This window comes from Massilia sp. W12, assembly GCF_037300705.1.
Taxonomy (GTDB): domain Bacteria; phylum Pseudomonadota; class Gammaproteobacteria; order Burkholderiales; family Burkholderiaceae_D; genus JACPVY01.
On the sequence record NZ_CP147776.1, the window covers coordinates 5,942,715 to 5,960,879 of the forward strand.

At 59.4% G+C, this 18,165-nt stretch carries 16 protein-coding genes; 9 read left to right on the top strand and 7 right to left on the bottom strand.

The features are described 5' to 3' along the window. Window positions 1-17: 17 nt before the first annotated feature. The 7 genes from dxs to V8J88_RS24510 form a co-directional block, all read right to left on the bottom strand. A complete protein-coding gene (gene dxs, locus V8J88_RS24480; protein ID WP_338846911.1) occupies window positions 18-1,886 on the bottom strand; it encodes a 1-deoxy-D-xylulose-5-phosphate synthase in 1,869 nt (622 codons plus the stop codon). Then, window positions 1,887-2,798: a polyprenyl synthetase family protein gene (locus tag V8J88_RS24485; protein ID WP_338846912.1), complete on the bottom strand. Its 912-nt coding sequence runs from the start codon at window positions 2,796-2,798 to the stop codon at window positions 1,887-1,889. Further along, the gene (locus V8J88_RS24490) at window positions 2,795-3,034 is read right to left on the bottom strand and encodes an exodeoxyribonuclease VII small subunit (protein WP_338846913.1); all 240 of its coding nucleotides are present in this window, start codon (window positions 3,032-3,034) and stop codon (window positions 2,795-2,797) included. Before V8J88_RS24490 ends, V8J88_RS24485 begins: the two co-directional genes overlap by 4 nt. Before the next feature lie 181 nt (window positions 3,035-3,215). Next, on the bottom strand, window positions 3,216-5,207 hold the full coding sequence (gene mrdA / locus V8J88_RS24495; protein WP_338846914.1) for a penicillin-binding protein 2: 1,992 nt from the start codon (window positions 5,205-5,207) through the stop codon (window positions 3,216-3,218). Between the two features lie 9 nt (window positions 5,208-5,216). Continuing rightward, window positions 5,217-5,729, bottom strand: coding sequence for a rod shape-determining protein MreD (gene mreD, locus V8J88_RS24500; protein WP_338846915.1), 513 nt, complete (start codon window positions 5,727-5,729; stop codon window positions 5,217-5,219). After that, entirely contained in the window at window positions 5,726-6,745 is a 1,020-nt protein-coding gene (gene mreC / locus V8J88_RS24505; RefSeq protein ID WP_338846916.1) for a rod shape-determining protein MreC, read from the bottom strand. Before mreC ends, mreD begins: the two co-directional genes overlap by 4 nt. A gap of 84 nt (window positions 6,746-6,829) precedes the next feature. Then, window positions 6,830-7,873 carry a rod shape-determining protein gene (locus V8J88_RS24510; protein WP_338846917.1) on the bottom strand — a complete coding sequence of 348 codons (1,044 nt, stop codon included), beginning with the start codon at window positions 7,871-7,873 and terminating at the stop codon, window positions 6,830-6,832. A gap of 310 nt (window positions 7,874-8,183) precedes the next feature. On the opposite strand from V8J88_RS24510, the gene gatC reads away from it, so the two are divergent. From gatC to V8J88_RS24555, 9 genes are all read left to right on the top strand, one after another. Further along, window positions 8,184-8,486: an Asp-tRNA(Asn)/Glu-tRNA(Gln) amidotransferase subunit GatC gene (gene gatC, locus V8J88_RS24515; RefSeq protein WP_338846918.1), complete on the top strand. Its 303-nt coding sequence runs from the start codon at window positions 8,184-8,186 to the stop codon at window positions 8,484-8,486. A gap of 28 nt (window positions 8,487-8,514) precedes the next feature. Further along, complete coding sequence (gatA, locus tag V8J88_RS24520) at window positions 8,515-9,969, top strand: Asp-tRNA(Asn)/Glu-tRNA(Gln) amidotransferase subunit GatA (RefSeq protein ID WP_338846919.1); 1,455 nt, start codon at window positions 8,515-8,517, stop codon at window positions 9,967-9,969. Next, the gene (locus tag V8J88_RS24525; protein WP_338846920.1) at window positions 9,969-10,430 is read left to right on the top strand and encodes a hypothetical protein; all 462 of its coding nucleotides are present in this window, start codon (window positions 9,969-9,971) and stop codon (window positions 10,428-10,430) included. The genes gatA and V8J88_RS24525 overlap by 1 nt, the downstream gene beginning before the upstream one ends. Before the next feature lie 16 nt (window positions 10,431-10,446). Next, complete coding sequence (gatB, locus tag V8J88_RS24530) at window positions 10,447-11,910, top strand: Asp-tRNA(Asn)/Glu-tRNA(Gln) amidotransferase subunit GatB (protein ID WP_338846921.1); 1,464 nt, start codon at window positions 10,447-10,449, stop codon at window positions 11,908-11,910. Window positions 11,911-12,500: 590 nt separating this feature from the next. Further along, a complete protein-coding gene (locus tag V8J88_RS24535; protein ID WP_103524192.1) occupies window positions 12,501-12,716 on the top strand; it encodes a helix-turn-helix domain-containing protein in 216 nt (71 codons plus the stop codon). Then, the gene (locus V8J88_RS24540; RefSeq protein ID WP_338846922.1) at window positions 12,709-14,751 is read left to right on the top strand and encodes an N-6 DNA methylase; all 2,043 of its coding nucleotides are present in this window, start codon (window positions 12,709-12,711) and stop codon (window positions 14,749-14,751) included. The genes V8J88_RS24535 and V8J88_RS24540 overlap by 8 nt, the downstream gene beginning before the upstream one ends. After that, complete coding sequence (locus V8J88_RS24545; protein ID WP_338846923.1) at window positions 14,748-16,085, top strand: AAA family ATPase; 1,338 nt, start codon at window positions 14,748-14,750, stop codon at window positions 16,083-16,085. The genes V8J88_RS24540 and V8J88_RS24545 overlap by 4 nt, the downstream gene beginning before the upstream one ends. After that, window positions 16,082-16,738 carry a hypothetical protein gene (locus tag V8J88_RS24550; RefSeq protein WP_338846924.1) on the top strand — a complete coding sequence of 219 codons (657 nt, stop codon included), beginning with the start codon at window positions 16,082-16,084 and terminating at the stop codon, window positions 16,736-16,738. The genes V8J88_RS24545 and V8J88_RS24550 overlap by 4 nt, the downstream gene beginning before the upstream one ends. After that, entirely contained in the window at window positions 16,735-18,165 is a 1,431-nt protein-coding gene (locus V8J88_RS24555) for a hypothetical protein (RefSeq protein ID WP_338846925.1), read from the top strand. Before V8J88_RS24550 ends, V8J88_RS24555 begins: the two co-directional genes overlap by 4 nt.

The window sequence follows — 18,165 nt, forward strand, 5'->3', positions numbered from 1 at the left end:
CGCGGTGAGATGGAGGATTAATTATTGTTGACCACCAGGCGCGGCTCGCCCAGCGCAAAACGCTGTTTGATCGAGGCCGCAATGCCGGCGGCATCGAGACCTGCGCGCGCCAGCAGGAATTGCTGTTCGCCATGGTCGATGAATTGATCCGGCAAGCCCAGCATCAACAGCGGTTTGACGATGCCGGCGGCGGCCAGGGCTTCTGCCACTGCCGCGCCGGCGCCGCCCATGACGCAGCCTTCTTCGACTGTGACAAGCGCGTCATGGCTGGCGGCCAGCTGTTTCACCAATTCCACATCGAGCGGTTTGACGAAGCGCATATTCGCCACGCTGGCGTTGAGTTCTTGCGCCGCGCCGAGCGCTGCCGTCAGCATCGTACCGAATGAGAGGATGGCGATATTCTGTCCCTCGCGCCGGATCTCACCGCGTCCCCATGGCCAGGCTTGCATCTCTTTTTGCACCGCCACGCCGGGGCCGGAGCCGCGCGGATAGCGCACCGCCGCCGGGCCGTCGTATTTCCACGCGGTGTACAGCGCCTGGCGGCATTCGTTTTCATCCGCCGGGGCCAGCACCATCATATTCGGGATGCAGCGCAGATAGGCGATGTCGTAATTGCCGGCGTGGGTGGCGCCATCGGCCCCCACCAGGCCGGCGCGATCGAGTGCAAACGTGACATCCAGATTTTGCAACGCCACATCGTGAATCAATTGGTCGTAGCCGCGTTGCAGGAAGGTGGAATAAATCGCCAGCACCGGCTTCAAGCCTTCCGCCGCCAAACCTGCGGCAAAGGTGACAGAGTGCTGTTCAGCGATGCCGACATCGTAATAGCGTTCCGGGTACAGCTGTTCAAAGCGCACCATGCCGGAACCTTCGCGCATCGCGGGGGTGATGCCGACCACCCGTTTATCCTGCGCCGCCATATCGCACAGCCAGTCGCCGAACACCTGGGTGTAAGTGAGTTTGCCGCCGCTGCTCGGTTTGATGCCTTCCGGCGGGTGGAATTTGCCGGTGCCGTGATACAGCACCGGGTCGGCTTCGGCGAGTTTGTAGCCTTGTCCCTTTTTTGTGACCACATGCAGAAATTGCGGGCCTTTCAATTGGCGCAGGTTTTGCAGGGTGGGGATCAGGGAATTCAAATCATGGCCGTCAATCGGGCCGATGTAGTTAAAGCCGAATTCTTCAAACATGGTGGCCGGCACCACCATGCCCTTGGCGTGTTCTTCCAGTTTTTTCGCCAGTTCGCGCATGGGGCCGGGCAATACGGTCTTGCCAACGTTTTTGGCGGCGGCGTAAAACTGGCCGGACATCAGGCGCGCCAGATAGCGGTTTAAGGCGCCGACCGGCGGTGAGATCGACATATCGTTGTCGTTCAAGACCACCAGCAAATTCAAATCTTCATGCACGCCGGCGTTATTCAAGGCTTCAAACGCCATGCCGGCGCTCATCGAGCCGTCGCCAATCACGGCAATCGCGTGGCGCTGCTCGCCTTTTTGACGCGCCGCCAGGGCCATGCCGAGCGCAGCGGAAATCGAGGTCGAGGAATGCGCGGTGCCGAAGGTGTCGTATTCGCTTTCGCTGCGCTTGGGGAAGCCGGAAATGCCGCCGAATTGGCGCAGGCCGGACATTTGTTCGCGCCGCCCGGTCAAAATCTTGTGCGGGTAAGTCTGGTGGCCCACGTCCCACACGATGCGGTCATGCGGGGTGTGAAACACATAGTGCAGGGCGATTGTGAGTTCCACCGTGCCCAGGTTGGAGGACAGATGGCCGCCGGTTTTAGACACCGAGTCGAGAACAAATTGGCGCAGTTCAGTCGCCAGTTGCGGCAGTTGGTGCCGCCCCAGCCGGCGCAGATCAGCCGGGCTGTTGATTGTGTGCAGAATATCCATTTACGCCTTCCGTTGCACAATCAAGTCTGCCAGTTGATGCAGCCGTTGTGCTTTTTCACCAAAGGGCAGCAAGGCGTCGTGCGCGCTTTGCTGCAATTCTTGCGCCAGGGCGCGCGAGGCGTCCAGGCCGAGTATCGTGACATAAGTCGGTTTATTGTCCGCCGCATCTTTGCCGGCGGTTTTGCCCAGTTGGGCGGAATCTTCCGTGGCGTCCAGGACATCATCCACCACTTGAAAGGCGAGGCCGATGGCTTGCGCATAGTCTTTCAGCGCGGCCAATTCCTGCGCCTGCGGCTGACGCCCGGCCCAGGCGCCGAGCAAAATCGAGACTTCCAGCATGGCCCCGGTTTTTAAGCGGTGCATGGTTTCCAGCTCAGGCCGGTTCAGCCGTTTGCCGACGCTTTCCAGGTCAATCGCCTGGCCGCCGCACATGCCGCGCGAACCGGCGGCGGCGGCTAACAGGCGCATGCTGTGCAGCGCGCGCGCCGGCGCTTGCTGCGCCAGCTCGCCCTCGCTCAAGACCGCAAACGCCTGCGCCTGCAGCGCATCGCCGACCAGCAGCGCAGTCGCTTCGTCATAAGCTTTGTGCACGGTCGGCTTGCCGCGCCGCAGCGCGTCATCGTCCATGCAGGGCATATCGTCGTGCACCAGGGAATAGGCGTGAATCATTTCCACCGCGCAGGCGGCGCGCAAGGTGGCGTCCGGCCCGGCGTCGAATAATTCGCCGGCGGCATACGCCAGCAGCGGGCGCACCCGTTTGCCGCCATCCAACACGGCGTAGCGCATGGCCTGGTGCAGGCGCGCCGGGTGTTCTTGTTCAGGGGGGAGAAAAGTATGCAGGCCGTTTTCCACCTGTTCCGCAATGGCGCGGCTCCAGGCGCTGAAATCGGCGTTGGGCCAGTGCGCGTTCATGAATCCGCTCCGCTTTCAGCCAGGGGCTGCAGCATCTGGCCTTCCAACACCTTGACGCGTGCTTCAATCCGTTCCAGTTGCGCAGCGCAAAAGCGCACCAGCTCTGTGCCGCGCTGATAGGCGTCCAGACTGGCTTCGAGCGGCAGGTTGCCGCCTTCCATATTGGCGACTAATTGCTCCAGCTCGCCTATTGCCTGCTCGAAGCTGGCGGGTTCAGTGTTTTGTTTTTTTGACATAATCATCGGGTCACACAGCCTTGCCTTGCATTTGCATGTGCCGGTTCAGCAGATGCAAACCAGTGCGGGTTGCCAAGTTTAACCCGTTATTTTAGAACAAACCCACTGATGCCGGCGGCGCCATGCAAAATGCGCCGGCGCCATACGGGTTGCGCCGCGCTTACCCTGGGCAAAAGCCGGCTTATTCCTTATTCCCGACTGTCTCGGCGCCTGGTTTCGGGCCGCCGTCGGATTCATCGTCGGCTTTCAATTCCGCCGCCGAGCGCAGCGCCGCGCTGTCTTCCCGCAGCAGCGGGGCGTGTTTCTTTTCGGCGTTTTCCACCGGGCGCTTGCCCAGCAGGTAAAAATCCAAAGCCTTGCGCACGATAGGCGCGGCGGCTTGCGCGCCGAAGCCGCCGTTTTCCACCACAATCGAAACCGCAATGCGAGGCTTGTCGGCCGGCGCGAAAGCAATGTACAGCGCATTGTCGCGCAAGCGTTCGGCAATCAGCTTGGCGTTGTATTTTTCATTTTGCTTGATGCCGATCACCTGCGCAGTGCCGGTTTTGCCGGCGGAAACATATTCCGCGCCGGCAAACACCTTGGCCGAGGTGCCTTCCCTGGTGACGCCGACCATGGTTTGTTTGATGATGTCCAGATTTTCCTGCTTGAGCGGGATGCGGTAGCTTTCCTTGGGCACGGTCAGCTTGCGCTCGCGCGTCACTGAATTTTCAATCACCTTCACCAGGTGCGGCTTCATCACCACCCCGTTATTCGCCAAAATCGCCGTTGCGTAGGCCAGTTGCAGCGGGGTGAAATGGTTGTAACCCTGGCCGATGCCCAGCGAAATGGTTTCGCCGGCATACCATTTCTTTTGCTGCGGCGATTTATAGGCATTGCGCTTCCATTCGGTGGAAGGGAGCAGGCCGCGCTTTTCATGTTCCAGATCGATGCCGGTGAGCTGGCCAAAACCGAAGGGCTTCATGAAATCATGAATGCCATCCACCCCCATCTCATTCGCCAGAATGTAGTAATACGTGTCGCAGGAGTGCACCACCGAGCGGTACAGATCGACAAACCCATGGCCGCCTTCTTTATCGTCGCGGAATTTGTGATTGCCGAAATAAAAATAGCCGGGATCGGAAATGCCCTGCTGCGGGGTGCGCTTGCCCAGCTCCAGCGCAGCCAGCGCCATAAACGGCTTATAGGTTGAGCCGGGCGGATAGGTGCCGCTGATCGGGCGGTTTAACAAAGGGCGGTCAAGCGAGTTGTTCAACTCATCCCAGCTTTGCTGGTCAATCCCTTCAACAAACAGATTCGGGTCAAAACTCGGGCGCGAAACCCAGGCCAGCACGTCGCCGGTGGATGGTTCAATCGCCACCAGCGCGCCGCGCTGATTGCCAAACGCCTGTTCCACCACTTTTTGCAGTTCGATATCAATCGAGAGAATCAGATTATTGCCGGGCGTGGCCCCGGTGCGCGAGAGCGTGCGCACGGCGCGCCCGCCGGCTGAGACTTCCACTTCCTCATAGCCGGTCTGGCCGTGCAATTCTTTTTCATAACTCTTTTCCAGACCTTCTTTGCCAATGTAGTCCGTGCCGTTGTAATTGGCGCTGTCTTCCATCTCTTCGATGCGTTTGGCGTCTCTTTGATTGATGCGGCCGATAAAGCCGATCACATGCGCCGCCACATCGCCCAGCGGATATTGGCGGAATAAACGGGCCTGGATTTCCACGCCGGGAAAACGGAAGCGCTGCACCGTGAAGCGCGCCACCTCTTCATCGGTCAAACGGGTGCGGATCGGAATGCTTTCAAAATTCTTGGATTCCTCCATCAGTTTTTTGAATTTTTTGCGGTCGCGCGGCGCGATTTCGATCAAGCCCGATAATTCTTCGATCAGGCTGTCCAGATCCGTGCGGATCTTGGACGGCGTGATTTCCAGCGTGTAGGCGGAATAATTGCTGGCCAGCACCACGCCATTGCGGTCATAAATCAAGCCGCGATTGGGCACAATCGGCACGATCGAGACGCGGTTTTCCTCAGCTTGCGCAACATAATCCGCATGTTTATACACTTGCAGCCAGACCACGCGCGCCAGCAGGCCGCCAAAGCAGGCCAGCACCAGCAGCGCAACGATGATCAGGCGCCAGCGGAACAGGCTCAGTTCGCGTTCAGCATTTTTAAATTCAGTCATCGGGCAAACTCAAAGTGGCCGGTTTTCATCACGATCCACCGCACGCCGCTGCGGCGCCAGCAGTAAAGCCGAGGCCAGCGGCCATAACAGCGCGGCCACCAGACTGCCGAGGAAATAATCCCAGCCGGGAAAACGGCCACTGTGGATCAAATGCACCAGAGCGTGCGCTAATTGCGCCAGCAAAAGCAAGAGCAGAATGTGGAGCGCCTGGGTGGGCAATTGAAACCACAGCACGCGCCGGTGCAACATGATGGCGACATACGAAAGCAGGGTGTAAGCCAGCGCATTTTCACCCAGCAAAGTGGCGTTATGCACATCCATTAACAAACCCATGAAAAACGCGATGCCGATGCCGACTTTGCGCGGCTGGTGAATACTCCAAAACACCAGCACCAGGGCGACAAAATCCGGAATCGCCGCCAGGCCGCCCTTGGGCAGCAGATTCAAAATAAAGGCGGCGATCAGGCTGAAGGCGACAAACCAGTTATTCGCCGGCAGCAAAATATAGTGCGGTTGGTTCATGGCTGTTTCCTGTCCTGCGCGGCGGCGCGCTGTGGCGCCGGCGTGGCCTGCGGCGCCGGCGTTGCGCCAGGGCCGGGGGCCGGCGTTGGCGTTGGCGTTGCCGTCGGCGTTGGCGTGCTGGCCGCCGGTTTGCTGTGTTTTTTGCCTGCCTTGTGATCTTCCAGCGGCGGACGGGGCGGAATATCCAGCGGATTGGTCAGCAAAATCAGCAATTGGCGCTGGCGCTCAATTCCGGCCAGCGGTTCGCACACAATCCGGCCAAAGGCATTATTCGTATGGGTTTCCACTTTCAAAACCCGCGCCACATTCAAGCCGGCGGGATAGACCCCGTCAATCCCGGAGGTCATCAAAATATCGCCGGCCTTGATGTCGGCATTCGCCGCCATGAAATGCAAGTCCAGCATGCCGCCGCCCCGGCCATAAGCAATCGAGCGCAAGCCATTGCGCGCCACCTGCACCGGAATCGCCTGGTTTTTATCGGTCAGCAGGGTCACTTCCGAGGTCAGCGGAAACACCCGCGTGACCTGGCCGATCACGCCATGCGCATCAATCACCGGCTGCCCCACCGTCACCCCCACCAATTGGCCACGGTCGAGCACGATTTTGCGGGTGAAGGCGTCCGGCGTGTCGTACAGAATTTCGCCCACCACCGATTTCACCGGCAGACTGGCTTGTGCGCCCAGCAATTGGCGCAGATGGGCGTTTTCCGATTCCAGAAAACGCACTTTCTGCGCCGCTTGCGCTGACAGAATTTGCTGTTGCTTCAAATCGCGCACATCTTTTTGCAAGGTGGCGACGGTGGAGAAATAGGCGCCGGAACTGTTCACCGCGTCGCGCGGGGCCAGCGCCACCATTTGCAGAGGATAGAGTAAGGTGCCCAGGGTTTGCCGCAGCATGGTCAGCGCGTGCAGGCGCGCATCAGCCAGCAGCAAACCGCAAGAAAGCAGGGCGAAGAAAATCGCCTTGGCGCGCGCCGATGCGCCCTGCTTGAAAAGTGGCGGTGGAGTGTATTCCATAGCCTGTCAGTAATGCCTTCAATACAAAAGCCAAGCCCATGCCCGCACGCAAGTGGGGGCATGGGCTGGCGCGCGCGTCGGGGTTTATTCGTTGGAGAAGATCGAACCCAGTTTATCCATGCGCTCCAGCGCCATGCCGGAGCCGCGCACCACGCAGGTCAGCGGCTCTTCCGCCACCAACACCGGCAGGCCGGTTTCTTCCATCAACAAGCGGTCGAGGTCGCGCAACAGCGCGCCGCCGCCGGTCAGCATCATACCCTTTTCCGCGATATCCGCACCGAGTTCCGGCGGGGTTTGTTCGAGCGCGTTTTTAACCGCCGACACGATATTGTTCAGCGGGTCGGTCAGGGCTTCCAGAATTTCATTGGAGGAAATCGTGAAAGAACGCGGAATGCCTTCGGACAGATTGCGGCCCTTGACTTCCATTTCCTTGACTTCCGAGCCGGGGAAGGCCGAGCCGATGGCTTTTTTGATTGCTTCCGCAGTCTGTTCGCCGATCAGCATGCCGTAATTGCGGCGGATGTAATTGACGATGGCTTCATCAAATTTATCGCCGCCCACCCGCACCGAGCCTTTGTACACCATGCCGCCGAGCGAAATGATGCCGACTTCGGTGGTGCCGCCGCCGATATCCACCACCATCGAGCCGGTCGCTTCCGACACCGGCAGACCGGCGCCGACTGCCGCCGCCATCGGTTCTTCAATCAAATACACCTGTGAAGCGCCGGCCCCGATGGCCGATTCGCGAATCGCGCGCCGCTCCACCTGGGTCGAGCCGCAAGGCACGCAAATAATGATGCGCGGCGAGGGTTTGAGGAATTTGGAATCGTGCACCATCTTGATGAACTGCTTGAGCATCTGTTCGGTGACGGTGAAGTCAGCAATCACGCCGTCTTTCATCGGGCGGATGGCTTCGATATTGCCGGGCACTTTGCCCAGCATCTGCTTTGCTTCTTTGCCAACGGCTTGAATCGTGCGCTTGCCATTCGGGCCGCCTTCCTGGCGGATCGCAACCACTGAAGGCTCGTCCAGCACAATGCCTTCGCCACGCACATAGATCAGGGTGTTTGCGGTGCCCAGATCAATCGCCAGATCATTTGAGAAATAACTGCGTAAAAAGCCAAACATGGGTGTCCTGATGCGCGTTCGCGCGCCTAGTTCTTGAATAAAGTGGAAGCGTCAGCCAAGCGCCAGTCATTGCAAACCACTGGGCCGGCGAGCCGCTCCCGGATGCCGGAAAACCTTGTTGCAGCGCAAAGCCGGCTTGCCTTGGACAAACGCCGCCGCGCGCGCAATAACCCGACATTCTACCTTATAATTTGACGGCGCCTTCGCGTCAGTGCGCGTCACAATTCGCATCTGCTGCTGTGCAACAGGAATTCAGCGCCGCTGATTTAGAAGCTTTCTTCAACAATTGCCTTGCCCGGATCAACCCGCCATGTCACTTACCTTGCAAGATGTACAAAGGATCGCCAATCTGGCGCGTCTGGAATTGAATCAGGAACAACAAGCCGCCAGCCTGAACGATCTGAATAATATATTTGGCCTGGTGGAAGCAATGCGCGCAGTCGATACCACCGGCGTGGCTCCGCTGGCGCACCCGGTGGCGGCGATTTTGCCGCAACTCGCGCTGCGCCTGCGCGCCGATGAGGTGACAGAAAGCGATCAGCGCGCCGCATTTCAAGCCGTGGCCCCGGCCACCGAAGACGGCCTGTACCTGGTGCCGCGCGTCGTCGAATAAGCCGCAGCCCACCTGAATGAGTCAAGACATGCATACCAAAACCTTGAAGGAATTGTCCGGCCTGCTGCAGCAGCGTGAGATTTCCGCCCTGGAACTTGCCCAATCGTATTTACAGCGCATACAAAACAGCGACTTGAACGCCTTTTTGCATGTGGATGCCGACGCCACCCTGGCGCAAGCGCGCGCCGCCGATGCGCGCTTAGCCGCCGGCGGCGCCCCGCTGCTGTGCGGCGTGCCGCTGGCGCACAAAGACATCTTTGTCACGCGCCACTGGCGCTCCACCGCCGGCTCGAAAATGCTGGAAAACTATAGCAGCCCGTTTGACGCCACCGTGGTCGAAAAACTGGCCGCGCATGGCATGGTGCATCTGGGCAAAACCAATTGCGATGAATTCGCCATGGGTTCCGCAAATGAAAACTCAGCCTTTGGCGCGGTCAAAAATCCCTGGGACAAACAAGCCACCCCGGGCGGCTCTTCCGGCGGTTCGGCGGCAGCCGTGGCCGCCGGCCTGACCCCTGCCGCCACCGGCACCGACACCGGCGGCTCAATCCGCCAGCCCGCCGCATTCTGCGGCATCAGCGGCATCAAGCCCACCTATGGCCGGGTGTCGCGCTATGGCATGATCGCCTTCGCCTCCTCGCTCGACCAGGGCGGCGCGATGGCGCGCACAGCCGAAGACTGCGCCCTGCTGTTAAATGGCATGGCCGGCTTCGATGCGCGCGACTCGACCAGCCTGGAAATGGCGGATGAAGACTACACGCGCGACTTAAACCAGCCGTTGCAAGGCTTGCGCATCGGCCTGCCGCGCGAATATTTCGCCGAGGGCTTGAGCGCGGATGTCGAACAGGCGGTGCGCGCGGCCCTGCGCGAATATGAAAAACTGGGCGCCACCCTGGTCGATATCTCACTGCCGCGCACCGCGCTCTCGATTCCCGCTTACTACGTGATCGCGCCGGCGGAAGCTTCCTCAAATCTGAGCCGCTTTGATGGCGTGCGCTACGGCCACCGCGCCGCCCAGTACGAGAAACTGGACGAGATGTATAAAAAATCGCGCGCCGAAGGCTTCGGCCCCGAAGTGCAGCGCCGCATCCTGGTCGGCGCCTACGTGCTGTGCCATGGCTATTACGACGCCTACTATCTGCAAGCGCAAAAAATCCGCCGCATCATCGCCGACGATTTCAAACAGGCGTTCACGCAATGCGACGTGATCATGGGGCCGGTGGCGCCGAGCGTGGCCTGGGATCTGGGCGCGATCACGAATGACCCGGTGGCCAATTACATGGCGGATATTTTCACCCTCTCGACCAGCCTGGCCGGCCTGCCCGGCATGTCGATTCCGGCAGGGTTTGGCCAGGGTGAGAAAAACAGCCGGCGTCCGGTGGGCCTGCAATTGATCGGCAATTATTTCAGCGAAAGCCGCCTGCTCGGCATTGCCCACCAATTCCAGCAAGCCACCGACTGGCATATGCGCCGCCCGGACTGATGCGCGCCTGGGCCTGGCTCCTGCTCTTGACATGCGGTGTGGCGCAGGGCGCCGCATTGGATCTGCGCTTTTCCTGCAGCCACAGCGAAGGCGAGGGAGAAAACCGGGTGATTTACAGCGATGTCGGCGAATTCAAACTCGATGGCGACAAGCTGCAAGCCTTGCAATGGGAATCCGCCCTGCACCGGCGCACCCACGGTTTTGACTGCAGCATCAGCCAGGAAGACGGCGTACAGGCGGAAGAAATTGAAGGCGGCTGGCGCCTGCGCTTAGCAGACCCCGCCGGCGCGCGCAGCGCGCGCGGCTACGACACCGGGCGCGGGCGCCAGTGCAGCATCCGCCTGCTGCGTGAAAACGACTATCTGAAAATTGTGCCGACCTGCGCCGTGCTGTGCGGTTCGCGCGCGAACTTTTCGGCCATCAGCGTGCATCTGCCCAGCCGCACATGCCGCTACGATTGAACAAAGGGACAGAAATATGGAATGGGAAGTAGTGATCGGCTTGGAAACGCATGTGCAGTTGACCACAGCCTCCAAAATTTTCAGCGGCGCCTCGACTGCATTCGGGGCCAGCCCGAACACCCAGGCCTGCGCGGTGGACCTGGCCTTGCCCGGCGTGCTGCCGGTGATGAATCGCGGCGCGGTGGAACGCGCGATTGCGTTTGGTCTGGCGATTGGCGCACAAGTCGCGCCGCTCTCGGTGTTTGCGCGCAAAAATTATTTCTACCCCGACCTGCCCAAGGGTTACCAGATCAGCCAATATGAATTGCCGGTGGTGGTGGGCGGCGCGCTCAGCTTTTTTTATCAGCAAGACGGCAAGCAGCAGGAAATGACAGTGAATTTGACGCGCGCCCATCTGGAAGAAGACGCCGGCAAATCGCTGCATGAAGACTACCACGGCATGAGCGGCATCGACCTGAATCGCGCCGGCACCCCGCTGCTGGAAATCGTCACCGAACCGGAAATGCGCAGCGCGGCGCAAGCGGTCGGCTATGCGCGCGCGCTGCATGCGCTGGTAACCTGGCTCGGCATTTGCGACGGCAATATGCAAGAAGGCAGCTTCCGCTGCGACGCAAATGTCTCAGTCCGTCCCAAGGGACAGAAAGAATTCGGCACCCGCTGCGAAATCAAAAATCTGAACTCCTTCCGCTTCATGGAAGACGCCATCAATTATGAAGTGCGGCGCCAGATTGAACTGATTGAAGACGGCGGCAAAGTGGTGCAAGCGACCCGCTTATACGACCCGGACAAACGCGAAACGCGCGAAATGCGCACCAAGGAAGATGCGCAAGACTACCGCTACTTCCCCGACCCCGATTTGCCGCCCTTGGTGATCACGCCTGACATGATGGCGCGCGTGCAAGCCGGCATGCCGGAACTGCCATCCGCCATCCGCGCCCGCCTGTGCCAGGACTATGGCTTGCCGGCCTATGACGCCAGCGTGCTGACGCAAAGCCGCGCCATGGCCAACTACTTCGGCGCCGTGGTCGAAGCCGCCGGCCCCGCCCACGCCAAAGCGGCGGCGAATTGGCTGATGGGCGAAGTCTCTTCCAGCTTAAACCGCGCCGGCATCGACATCGACGCGATGCCGGTGCGTCCCGCCCAACTGGCGCAAATGCTGCTGCGCATCGCCGACGGCACAATCAACCAGAAAATCGCCAAAGAATTATTCGCCGCACTGTGGGAGGCGAATCGTGAAGAGGCCAATCTGGCGGATCACATCATCGCCGAACGCGGCTGGAAACAGATTTCCGACAGCGGCGCGCTGGAAGCGATTGTGGACAGCGTGCTGGCGGCCAATCCCAAATCCATCGAGCAATACAAAGCCGGCAAAGAACAAGCCATCAACGCCTTGATCGGCCAAGCCATGAAAGCCAGCAAGGGCCAGGCCAATCCGGCGCAGTTGACGGAGATGTTTAAGAGCAGGATTGCGGGGATGTGAGGGGGACTGAGGTCGAGTACGCCGATGAGGCGCACCCACACCTCCACTTCTATGCCGTCAATCCTGACGGTGGCAACGTCAAGCACTTGCACCCCGGCTTCCGCACGGCAAAGGGCGCTCAAATACCCAAGGAACAGCGCCTTGCGTACAACACTGTGATGCGCGCATTTCAGGGCCGATTCTGGGGGGGGGCACGTTGCCGGTTCGTCTGGTCTCGCTCGTTTGGGGCCGGATCGCCAGCGCATGAGTCGTGCGCAGTGGACGCGGGTGAAGTTCGGGCTGCCGGCGCAGGCCGCGCTGCTTCAGCGTGGGTGTGAGATCACGCGTGGGACGGGTGAGCTTGACCGTCAGCTTCGCTCATTCGCGCACAAGACGATGCTTGAGCGCAGTTATTGATCGGGGAGCTGCAAGCGCGTGAGGCTAGAGTTCTGGCTAGGTTGGGATTGAGGCTGCCGGCGCCCGACTCAAACGATCCTGACAAGGACTAACCCGATCAAAACAGGCTTAAACCCAATTGAACTGGCTGAAAGTGGTGTAGACTGTGTTCAGTTGCCGCCATTTTGGCGGCGCATTTCTGTTTGGATGCAGACATGGACGATCGCTGGCTCTCTGTCGATGAAATCGCCGACTACCTCGGCGTAGCCAAAGACACCATCTACACCTGGGTGACCTCCAAGGGTATGCCGGGGCACAAGGTTGGGCGCTTCTGGAAGTTCAAAAAAGAAGACGTGGACGCCTGGGTGCGCGAGGGCGGCGCCGCTGCTAGCAGTGATGACTTTGACGACAAGGAGCCGCGCAATGCCTAAGCAGCGCTCCGCACAGGACAACAACGATATGAGCGACCTTGATCAAGAAGCCCAAGCGCCCGGGAGCGCGCACGAAGAGGGCAAGGTCTTTGACTACATCACCGGCAAACCGGTGAAGGACAGCGACAAAGAGCAAGTCCGCCAGCGCATCGCCCGCGCCATCATTCATGAGTACGGCATTGCCGCCGAAGACATGGAGCCTGACTTCAAGATCAAGGTGCTGGGTAAGAACCGCAAGCTCGACATCGCCATCTTCAAGCCTGGCCAAGCACACACGGTGGACAATCTCTACCGCGCTGTAGTGGTGGAGAAAGAGCCCAAGCTCGGCACTAAAGGCGCCTATCGCATGCGTGACCCGGAAGAGGCGCGCAAAGAGTTCGAGGTGCTGGAAACCGTGATGGCCGAAGTCGAAAGCTGCGACTACAGCCTGTGGACCAACGGCCTGGAGTTCTTCTTCTTCAAGAAAGAAATCACCCGTTTCGACACCAAATTCAAGCCCATCGGCGACTGGCCTCTGGGTGACGACACCTTCAGTGTTGAAGGACGTTCCATGGGACGCCTGCGCCGCGCCGATCCGGCCATGCTGCGCACAGCCTTCCGCCGCTGCCACAACTATATCCATGGCAACGAAGGCATGCCCAAGGATGCGGCTTTCTGGCAATTTCTGTATCTTATCTTTTGCAAAATGTACGATGAGCAATTGCCGAACGATGTCCGTCGCTTCTGGGTGGGGCCGTTCGAGCCATTTGAAGCTGATGGCAGAGAGCAAATCCGTCGGCGTATCAAGCCGCTTTTTGAGTCGGTGAAGGAGAAATACTACGGCTTATTCAAAGGCAATGAAGAGATCACTTTATCTGACCGCGCCTTAGCCTTTATCGTTTCAGAGCTGGCGCGTTACGACTTTGGCCGCACCGATGTAGACGCCAAAGGCGCCGCCTACCAGGAAATTGTCGGCGCCAACCTGCGTGGCGATCGCGGCCAATACTTCACCCCGCGCGGCGCTATCAGCCTTGTGGTCAAGATGCTGGCGCCCAAGGAGCATGAACGCGTGTTTGACTCATCCTGCGGCACCGGCGGCTTCCTGGTCGAAACCTTGAACTACCTGAACAAGGTCTTTCACGAAGAGAAGCGCATCAAGGCAGGCGACGAAAACACGGAAGAGTTCATCTCCATCCGAGATCGGCTGGCCCACTTCGCGGCCAACAACCTGTTCGGCGCCGACTTCGACCCCTTCCTGGTTCGCGCAGCACAAATGAACGTGATGATGGCAGGCAATTCGCTGGGGCGTCTCTATCATATGAATTCATTAGAGTTCCCTGCAGGCCACCTGCCTGGCGTACCTGACGCCAAAATCGACATTCCGCTTGGCACGATTGATGTCTTGATGACCAACCCGCCATTCGGCTCTGATATCCCAATCACAGAAAAAACCATCCTGACGCAATACGAGCTGGCCCGCCGCTGGGAGCGGCAAGGCGATGGCTTCGTGATGACCAACGCCATCAAGCCTGCCGTGTCGCCTGAGGTGCTGTTCATCGAACGATGCGTCAAGTGGCTCAAGCCGGGCGGTCGTGCTGGCATCGTCTTGCCGGATGGCATCCTGGGCAACCCCGGCGATGAGTACATCCGCTACTGGATTCTGCGCCACTGCTGGGTGCTGGCCAGCATCGACCTGCCCGTGGAGTCTTTCATCGTCGAGGCCAACGTCAACATCCTGACCAGCCTACTCTTCCTGAAACGCAAGCCTGAAGAGGTGATCAAGGCAGAAGACATGGGTCAAAAGAAGGACTACCCCGTCTTCATGGCTGTCGCCGAGAAGGTGGGCTTCGACCGCCGTGGCAACACGCTTTACAAGCGCCACCCTGACGGCGAAGAAATCCTGGTGGATGTCAGACATGAGGAGAAGATCCGCATCGGCGGCGGCCTGCAAGTGCGCACCCTGCATCGCAAGGAGCGCATCCTCGACGACGACCTGCCCGAGATCGCCAAGGCGTATGCCGAGTTCCGTGCCCAACATCCGGAGCCCAGCAAATGATCACGCGACTTGAAGCCACACGCTATCGCTGCTTCGAACGCCTGGGCGTCGATGTCGGCGACTTTCGCGTTCTGGTCGGGGCCAATGGCTCTGGCAAAACCACCTTGCTGGACCTGCCCGTTCTCTTGGGTGACTTGCTGCGTGCCAACAATGTCTCTGCGCCGTTCATGGAGCGTCGGCCCGAATTACCGCCGCGTGCTGGCAGCCTGAACGAACTGGTGTTCGCCGGGCGTGGCAGCGACTTCTCGCTGGCTGTCGAAGCCCGCCTGCCTGAGGCAGTGCAATCAAAGGTGCTTGAAGGCTTGTTTGCCAGCAAACGCACGGAGCGTTCGCGCCAAGCCTTGCAGGAAGAGCGCCGTCAATGGCCGACCCACATCCGCTACGAGATCGGCTTGCGCATCGGTGCAGATCAATCGCTGCTGGTGGCCTACGAGTACCTCTTCCTCTTCCCCGAAGCTGATGGACCAGACCGCCGACAAGCGGGCTTTCACGGGGCAACGGCAGTGAGCAAGAAGCTGTGGCGCCTCACACTCAAGCGCGAGATTGGCTACGAGTCGGAATTCAAGCCAGAAACACCGCACGCCAAAGCCGTCAAGGTCGGTCTACCCGAGACGCTGCTGGCCATGCCGCGCGTACTGTTCGAGTCCGAGGCGGGCTATCCCGCTGCGCGGTGGCTGCACACCTTGCTGACTACCGACGCGGTGTTCCTTGAGCCCAACTGGTCGGCCATGCGTCAAGCCAGCCCACCGGGCCAGCCCAAGGTCATCACCGCCAACGGCCGCAACATCCCTTGGCTCGCACTGGAGCTGAAGCGCGAGGGTGCTCCCGATGGTGCGCCTGCTGACTACCGCAGCGAGCGCTATGCCGACTGGATTGCCCACGTGCAAACCGCGTTGCCGCAAGTCGCGGACATCGAAGTGCGCGAGCGTGAGGACGACCACCATGCCTACTTCGTGGTCAGCTACAAGGGCGACTTCAAAGTGCCGTCGCCCGGCCTCTCGGATGGCACCCTGCGCATCCTCACGCTGACGCTGCTGCCTTACCTCGATAAGCAACCGGCCATCCTGGTGACGGAGGAGCCAGAGAACGGCATCCATCCGCGCGCCATCGAAGCGGTCCTGCAATCGCTCTCGTCCATGTATGACAGCCAAGTCTGGGTGTCTTCGCATTCGCCCGTGGTGCTGGCTCGCGCCAAGCTGGATCAGTTGCTGTGCGCACGCCTGGCCAGCGAAGGTGGCGTGGAGATGGTCGCCGGGACGGACCATCCTCGCCTGCAAGAGTGGCGAGGTGGCATCGATCTTGGCAGCCTGTTCGCAGCGGGAGTGCTCGGATGATGAACAAGCGCCCCTGCGTCATCTTGGTGGCCGACAGCAATATGGCAGCCACCTTCCGTGGGTACTTCAAACGCGATCGTTGGCACCTGAGTCTCGGCTGCGCGCCCTTCGAGATCAATACGGATGTCGGTGCCGACCTCCTGGTGGATGAAGGCGGCAACGACCCCGGCGTCTACACCAAGGGCCACGAGTTGCTGCGCCCTTACCAGAGCAGCCACCATCGCGCCCTCGTGGTGCTGGATTGCGAATGGGAAGGTTCGCCTGGCAAAGACGCGATCGTCGCCCACATCACGGCCAATCTGGTTACTAGTGGCTGGGCCGAGGATGCGGTCAAAGTGATCGCCATCGAGCCCGAGTTGGAAAACTGGCTGTGGCAGGACAAGCCGCAGGTGGCTGATGCTCTTGGCTACCAAGGGACGAAGCCGCTGCGTCAACACCTTGCCGACAGTGGCAAGTGGCCTATTGACGTGGCTAAGCCGCCTCGGCCGAAAGAGACCGCCGAGTGGGTTCTGAAACAAGCAAAGAAGCCGCGTTCGTCAGCGATCTACCAGAAGCTGGCGGAGCACATCTCGATCCGGGGATGTACTGACGCAGCTTTCGCCGAGATGCACGCTGCATTCCTTGCGTGGTTCCCCATGGAGGTCGCAGCATGACCTTCATGAGTTTCAAGAATGCACGAATTGTTCGGTCAGGATGGCTCGATGAAGGCGGTCGTCGGCTGGACTGCAACCCTTACATGTCTGGTGCGCTGGAAGCGCGCGACACCCTTCAAAAGTTGAAGGCTCGAAAGGATGCCCTATGTACCCTCACGAGCGGCTATTCAGGAGGCATCTACAACGGCCCCGTATTTGCGCGCGCCTGGGTTGATGACCCACGATTTGGCGTTCCATTCCTGAGCAACAGTGAAATGCTCAGTGCTGACCTTACAACTTTGCCACTGCTGCAACGACGATATGCAGAGTCCAAGAAGCTGGCTCACCTGAAGCTAATGCGTGGCACCACTCTTATTACCTGCTCAGGGACGATTGGGCGCATGACGTTGGTTCGCCCTGACATGGAGGGCATGTGGTCTTCGCAGCACATCATGAAGGTCGTACCGGATCCTGAGCGAGTTCCACCAGGATATCTGTATGCGTTCTTGTCGAGCCGCTACGGCGTGCCTCTAGTGGTTTCAGGTACCTATGGCGCAATTATTCAGCATATCGAGCCTAAGCACATTGAGGGCTTGCCGGTGCCAAGACTCTCTCCTTCGCTAGAAGCCGAAGTGCATGCATTGATTGTTGAAGCCGCAGATCGAAGAGCTGCGGCTGCGGCCGATCTTAAGCGCGCCCAGAGTCTGTTATTGGATGCGATCGGACAACCAAGCGGCCCACCTGGCAATAATTCGGTTCAGGCCAGACAAACCCGAATTGTTGCTCTATCCGACATTCAGCGATCCATGCGCATGGAGGGTAATTTCTATAACCCCACGGCGACGCACGTGGAAAAGTGGGCAAGATCATCCCCGAACTGCATTGAGCTTGGGGTGGTTGCAGATGTGTATGACGTTCCACCCTTTAAGCATATCTATGTCGATGAGGGGCATGGGATCCCCTTCTTTACAAGTGGCGAGCTATTTGACATTGATCGGGTTGCAAACAAGTTTCTCGCCAAAGGAAGGACAGTCAATTTGCACAAATATGTCCTCCAGCGTGACTGGGTTCTGCTCGCTCGGTCGGGGCAATTGGGAGGGATTATTGGACGACCTCAATATGCAGATTCTGCGCTCGATGGTGCAGCAACGTCCGATCATGTAATTAGATTGGTGCCCAAAGGAATTCCCGGCGGATATTTGTTTGCCTATCTATATAGTTCATCCATTGGCTATCCATTGCTTACTCGTTGCGCCACAGGACATTCAATCCCTGCCCTATGGCCGTCGCAGTTAAACTCGCTTCCGGTTGTTTTGGCGGCGCCAGAGGTAATGAAAACAATATCTCGCGTGGTTGTTGATGCGTTCGAGAATCGAGTGCAAGCGACAGCACTTGAACATAAAGCGCGCCAGGTATTGGAACAGGCAATCGAGAAAATGGGGGGGTAA

Excerpts from the sequence above, each read along its gene's own strand:
- dxs (WP_338846911.1), bottom strand. The coding sequence starts at position 1,886 with ATGGATATTCTGCACACAATCAACAGCCCGGCTGATCTGCGCCGGCTG.
- V8J88_RS24485 (WP_338846912.1), bottom strand. The coding sequence starts at position 2,798 with ATGAACGCGCACTGGCCCAACGCCGATTTCAGCGCCTGGAGCCGCGCC.
- V8J88_RS24490 (WP_338846913.1), bottom strand. The coding sequence starts at position 3,034 with ATGTCAAAAAAACAAAACACTGAACCCGCCAGCTTCGAGCAGGCAATA.
- mrdA (WP_338846914.1), bottom strand. The coding sequence starts at position 5,207 with ATGACTGAATTTAAAAATGCTGAACGCGAACTGAGCCTGTTCCGCTGG.
- mreD (WP_338846915.1), bottom strand. The coding sequence starts at position 5,729 with ATGAACCAACCGCACTATATTTTGCTGCCGGCGAATAACTGGTTTGTC.
- mreC (WP_338846916.1), bottom strand. The coding sequence starts at position 6,745 with ATGGAATACACTCCACCGCCACTTTTCAAGCAGGGCGCATCGGCGCGC.
- V8J88_RS24510 (WP_338846917.1), bottom strand. The coding sequence starts at position 7,873 with ATGTTTGGCTTTTTACGCAGTTATTTCTCAAATGATCTGGCGATTGAT.
- gatC (WP_338846918.1), top strand. The coding sequence starts at position 8,184 with ATGTCACTTACCTTGCAAGATGTACAAAGGATCGCCAATCTGGCGCGT.
- gatA (WP_338846919.1), top strand. The coding sequence starts at position 8,515 with ATGCATACCAAAACCTTGAAGGAATTGTCCGGCCTGCTGCAGCAGCGT.
- V8J88_RS24525 (WP_338846920.1), top strand. The coding sequence starts at position 9,969 with ATGCGCGCCTGGGCCTGGCTCCTGCTCTTGACATGCGGTGTGGCGCAG.
- gatB (WP_338846921.1), top strand. The coding sequence starts at position 10,447 with ATGGAATGGGAAGTAGTGATCGGCTTGGAAACGCATGTGCAGTTGACC.
- V8J88_RS24535 (WP_103524192.1), top strand. The coding sequence starts at position 12,501 with ATGGACGATCGCTGGCTCTCTGTCGATGAAATCGCCGACTACCTCGGC.
- V8J88_RS24540 (WP_338846922.1), top strand. The coding sequence starts at position 12,709 with ATGCCTAAGCAGCGCTCCGCACAGGACAACAACGATATGAGCGACCTT.
- V8J88_RS24545 (WP_338846923.1), top strand. The coding sequence starts at position 14,748 with ATGATCACGCGACTTGAAGCCACACGCTATCGCTGCTTCGAACGCCTG.
- V8J88_RS24550 (WP_338846924.1), top strand. The coding sequence starts at position 16,082 with ATGATGAACAAGCGCCCCTGCGTCATCTTGGTGGCCGACAGCAATATG.
- V8J88_RS24555 (WP_338846925.1), top strand. The coding sequence starts at position 16,735 with ATGACCTTCATGAGTTTCAAGAATGCACGAATTGTTCGGTCAGGATGG.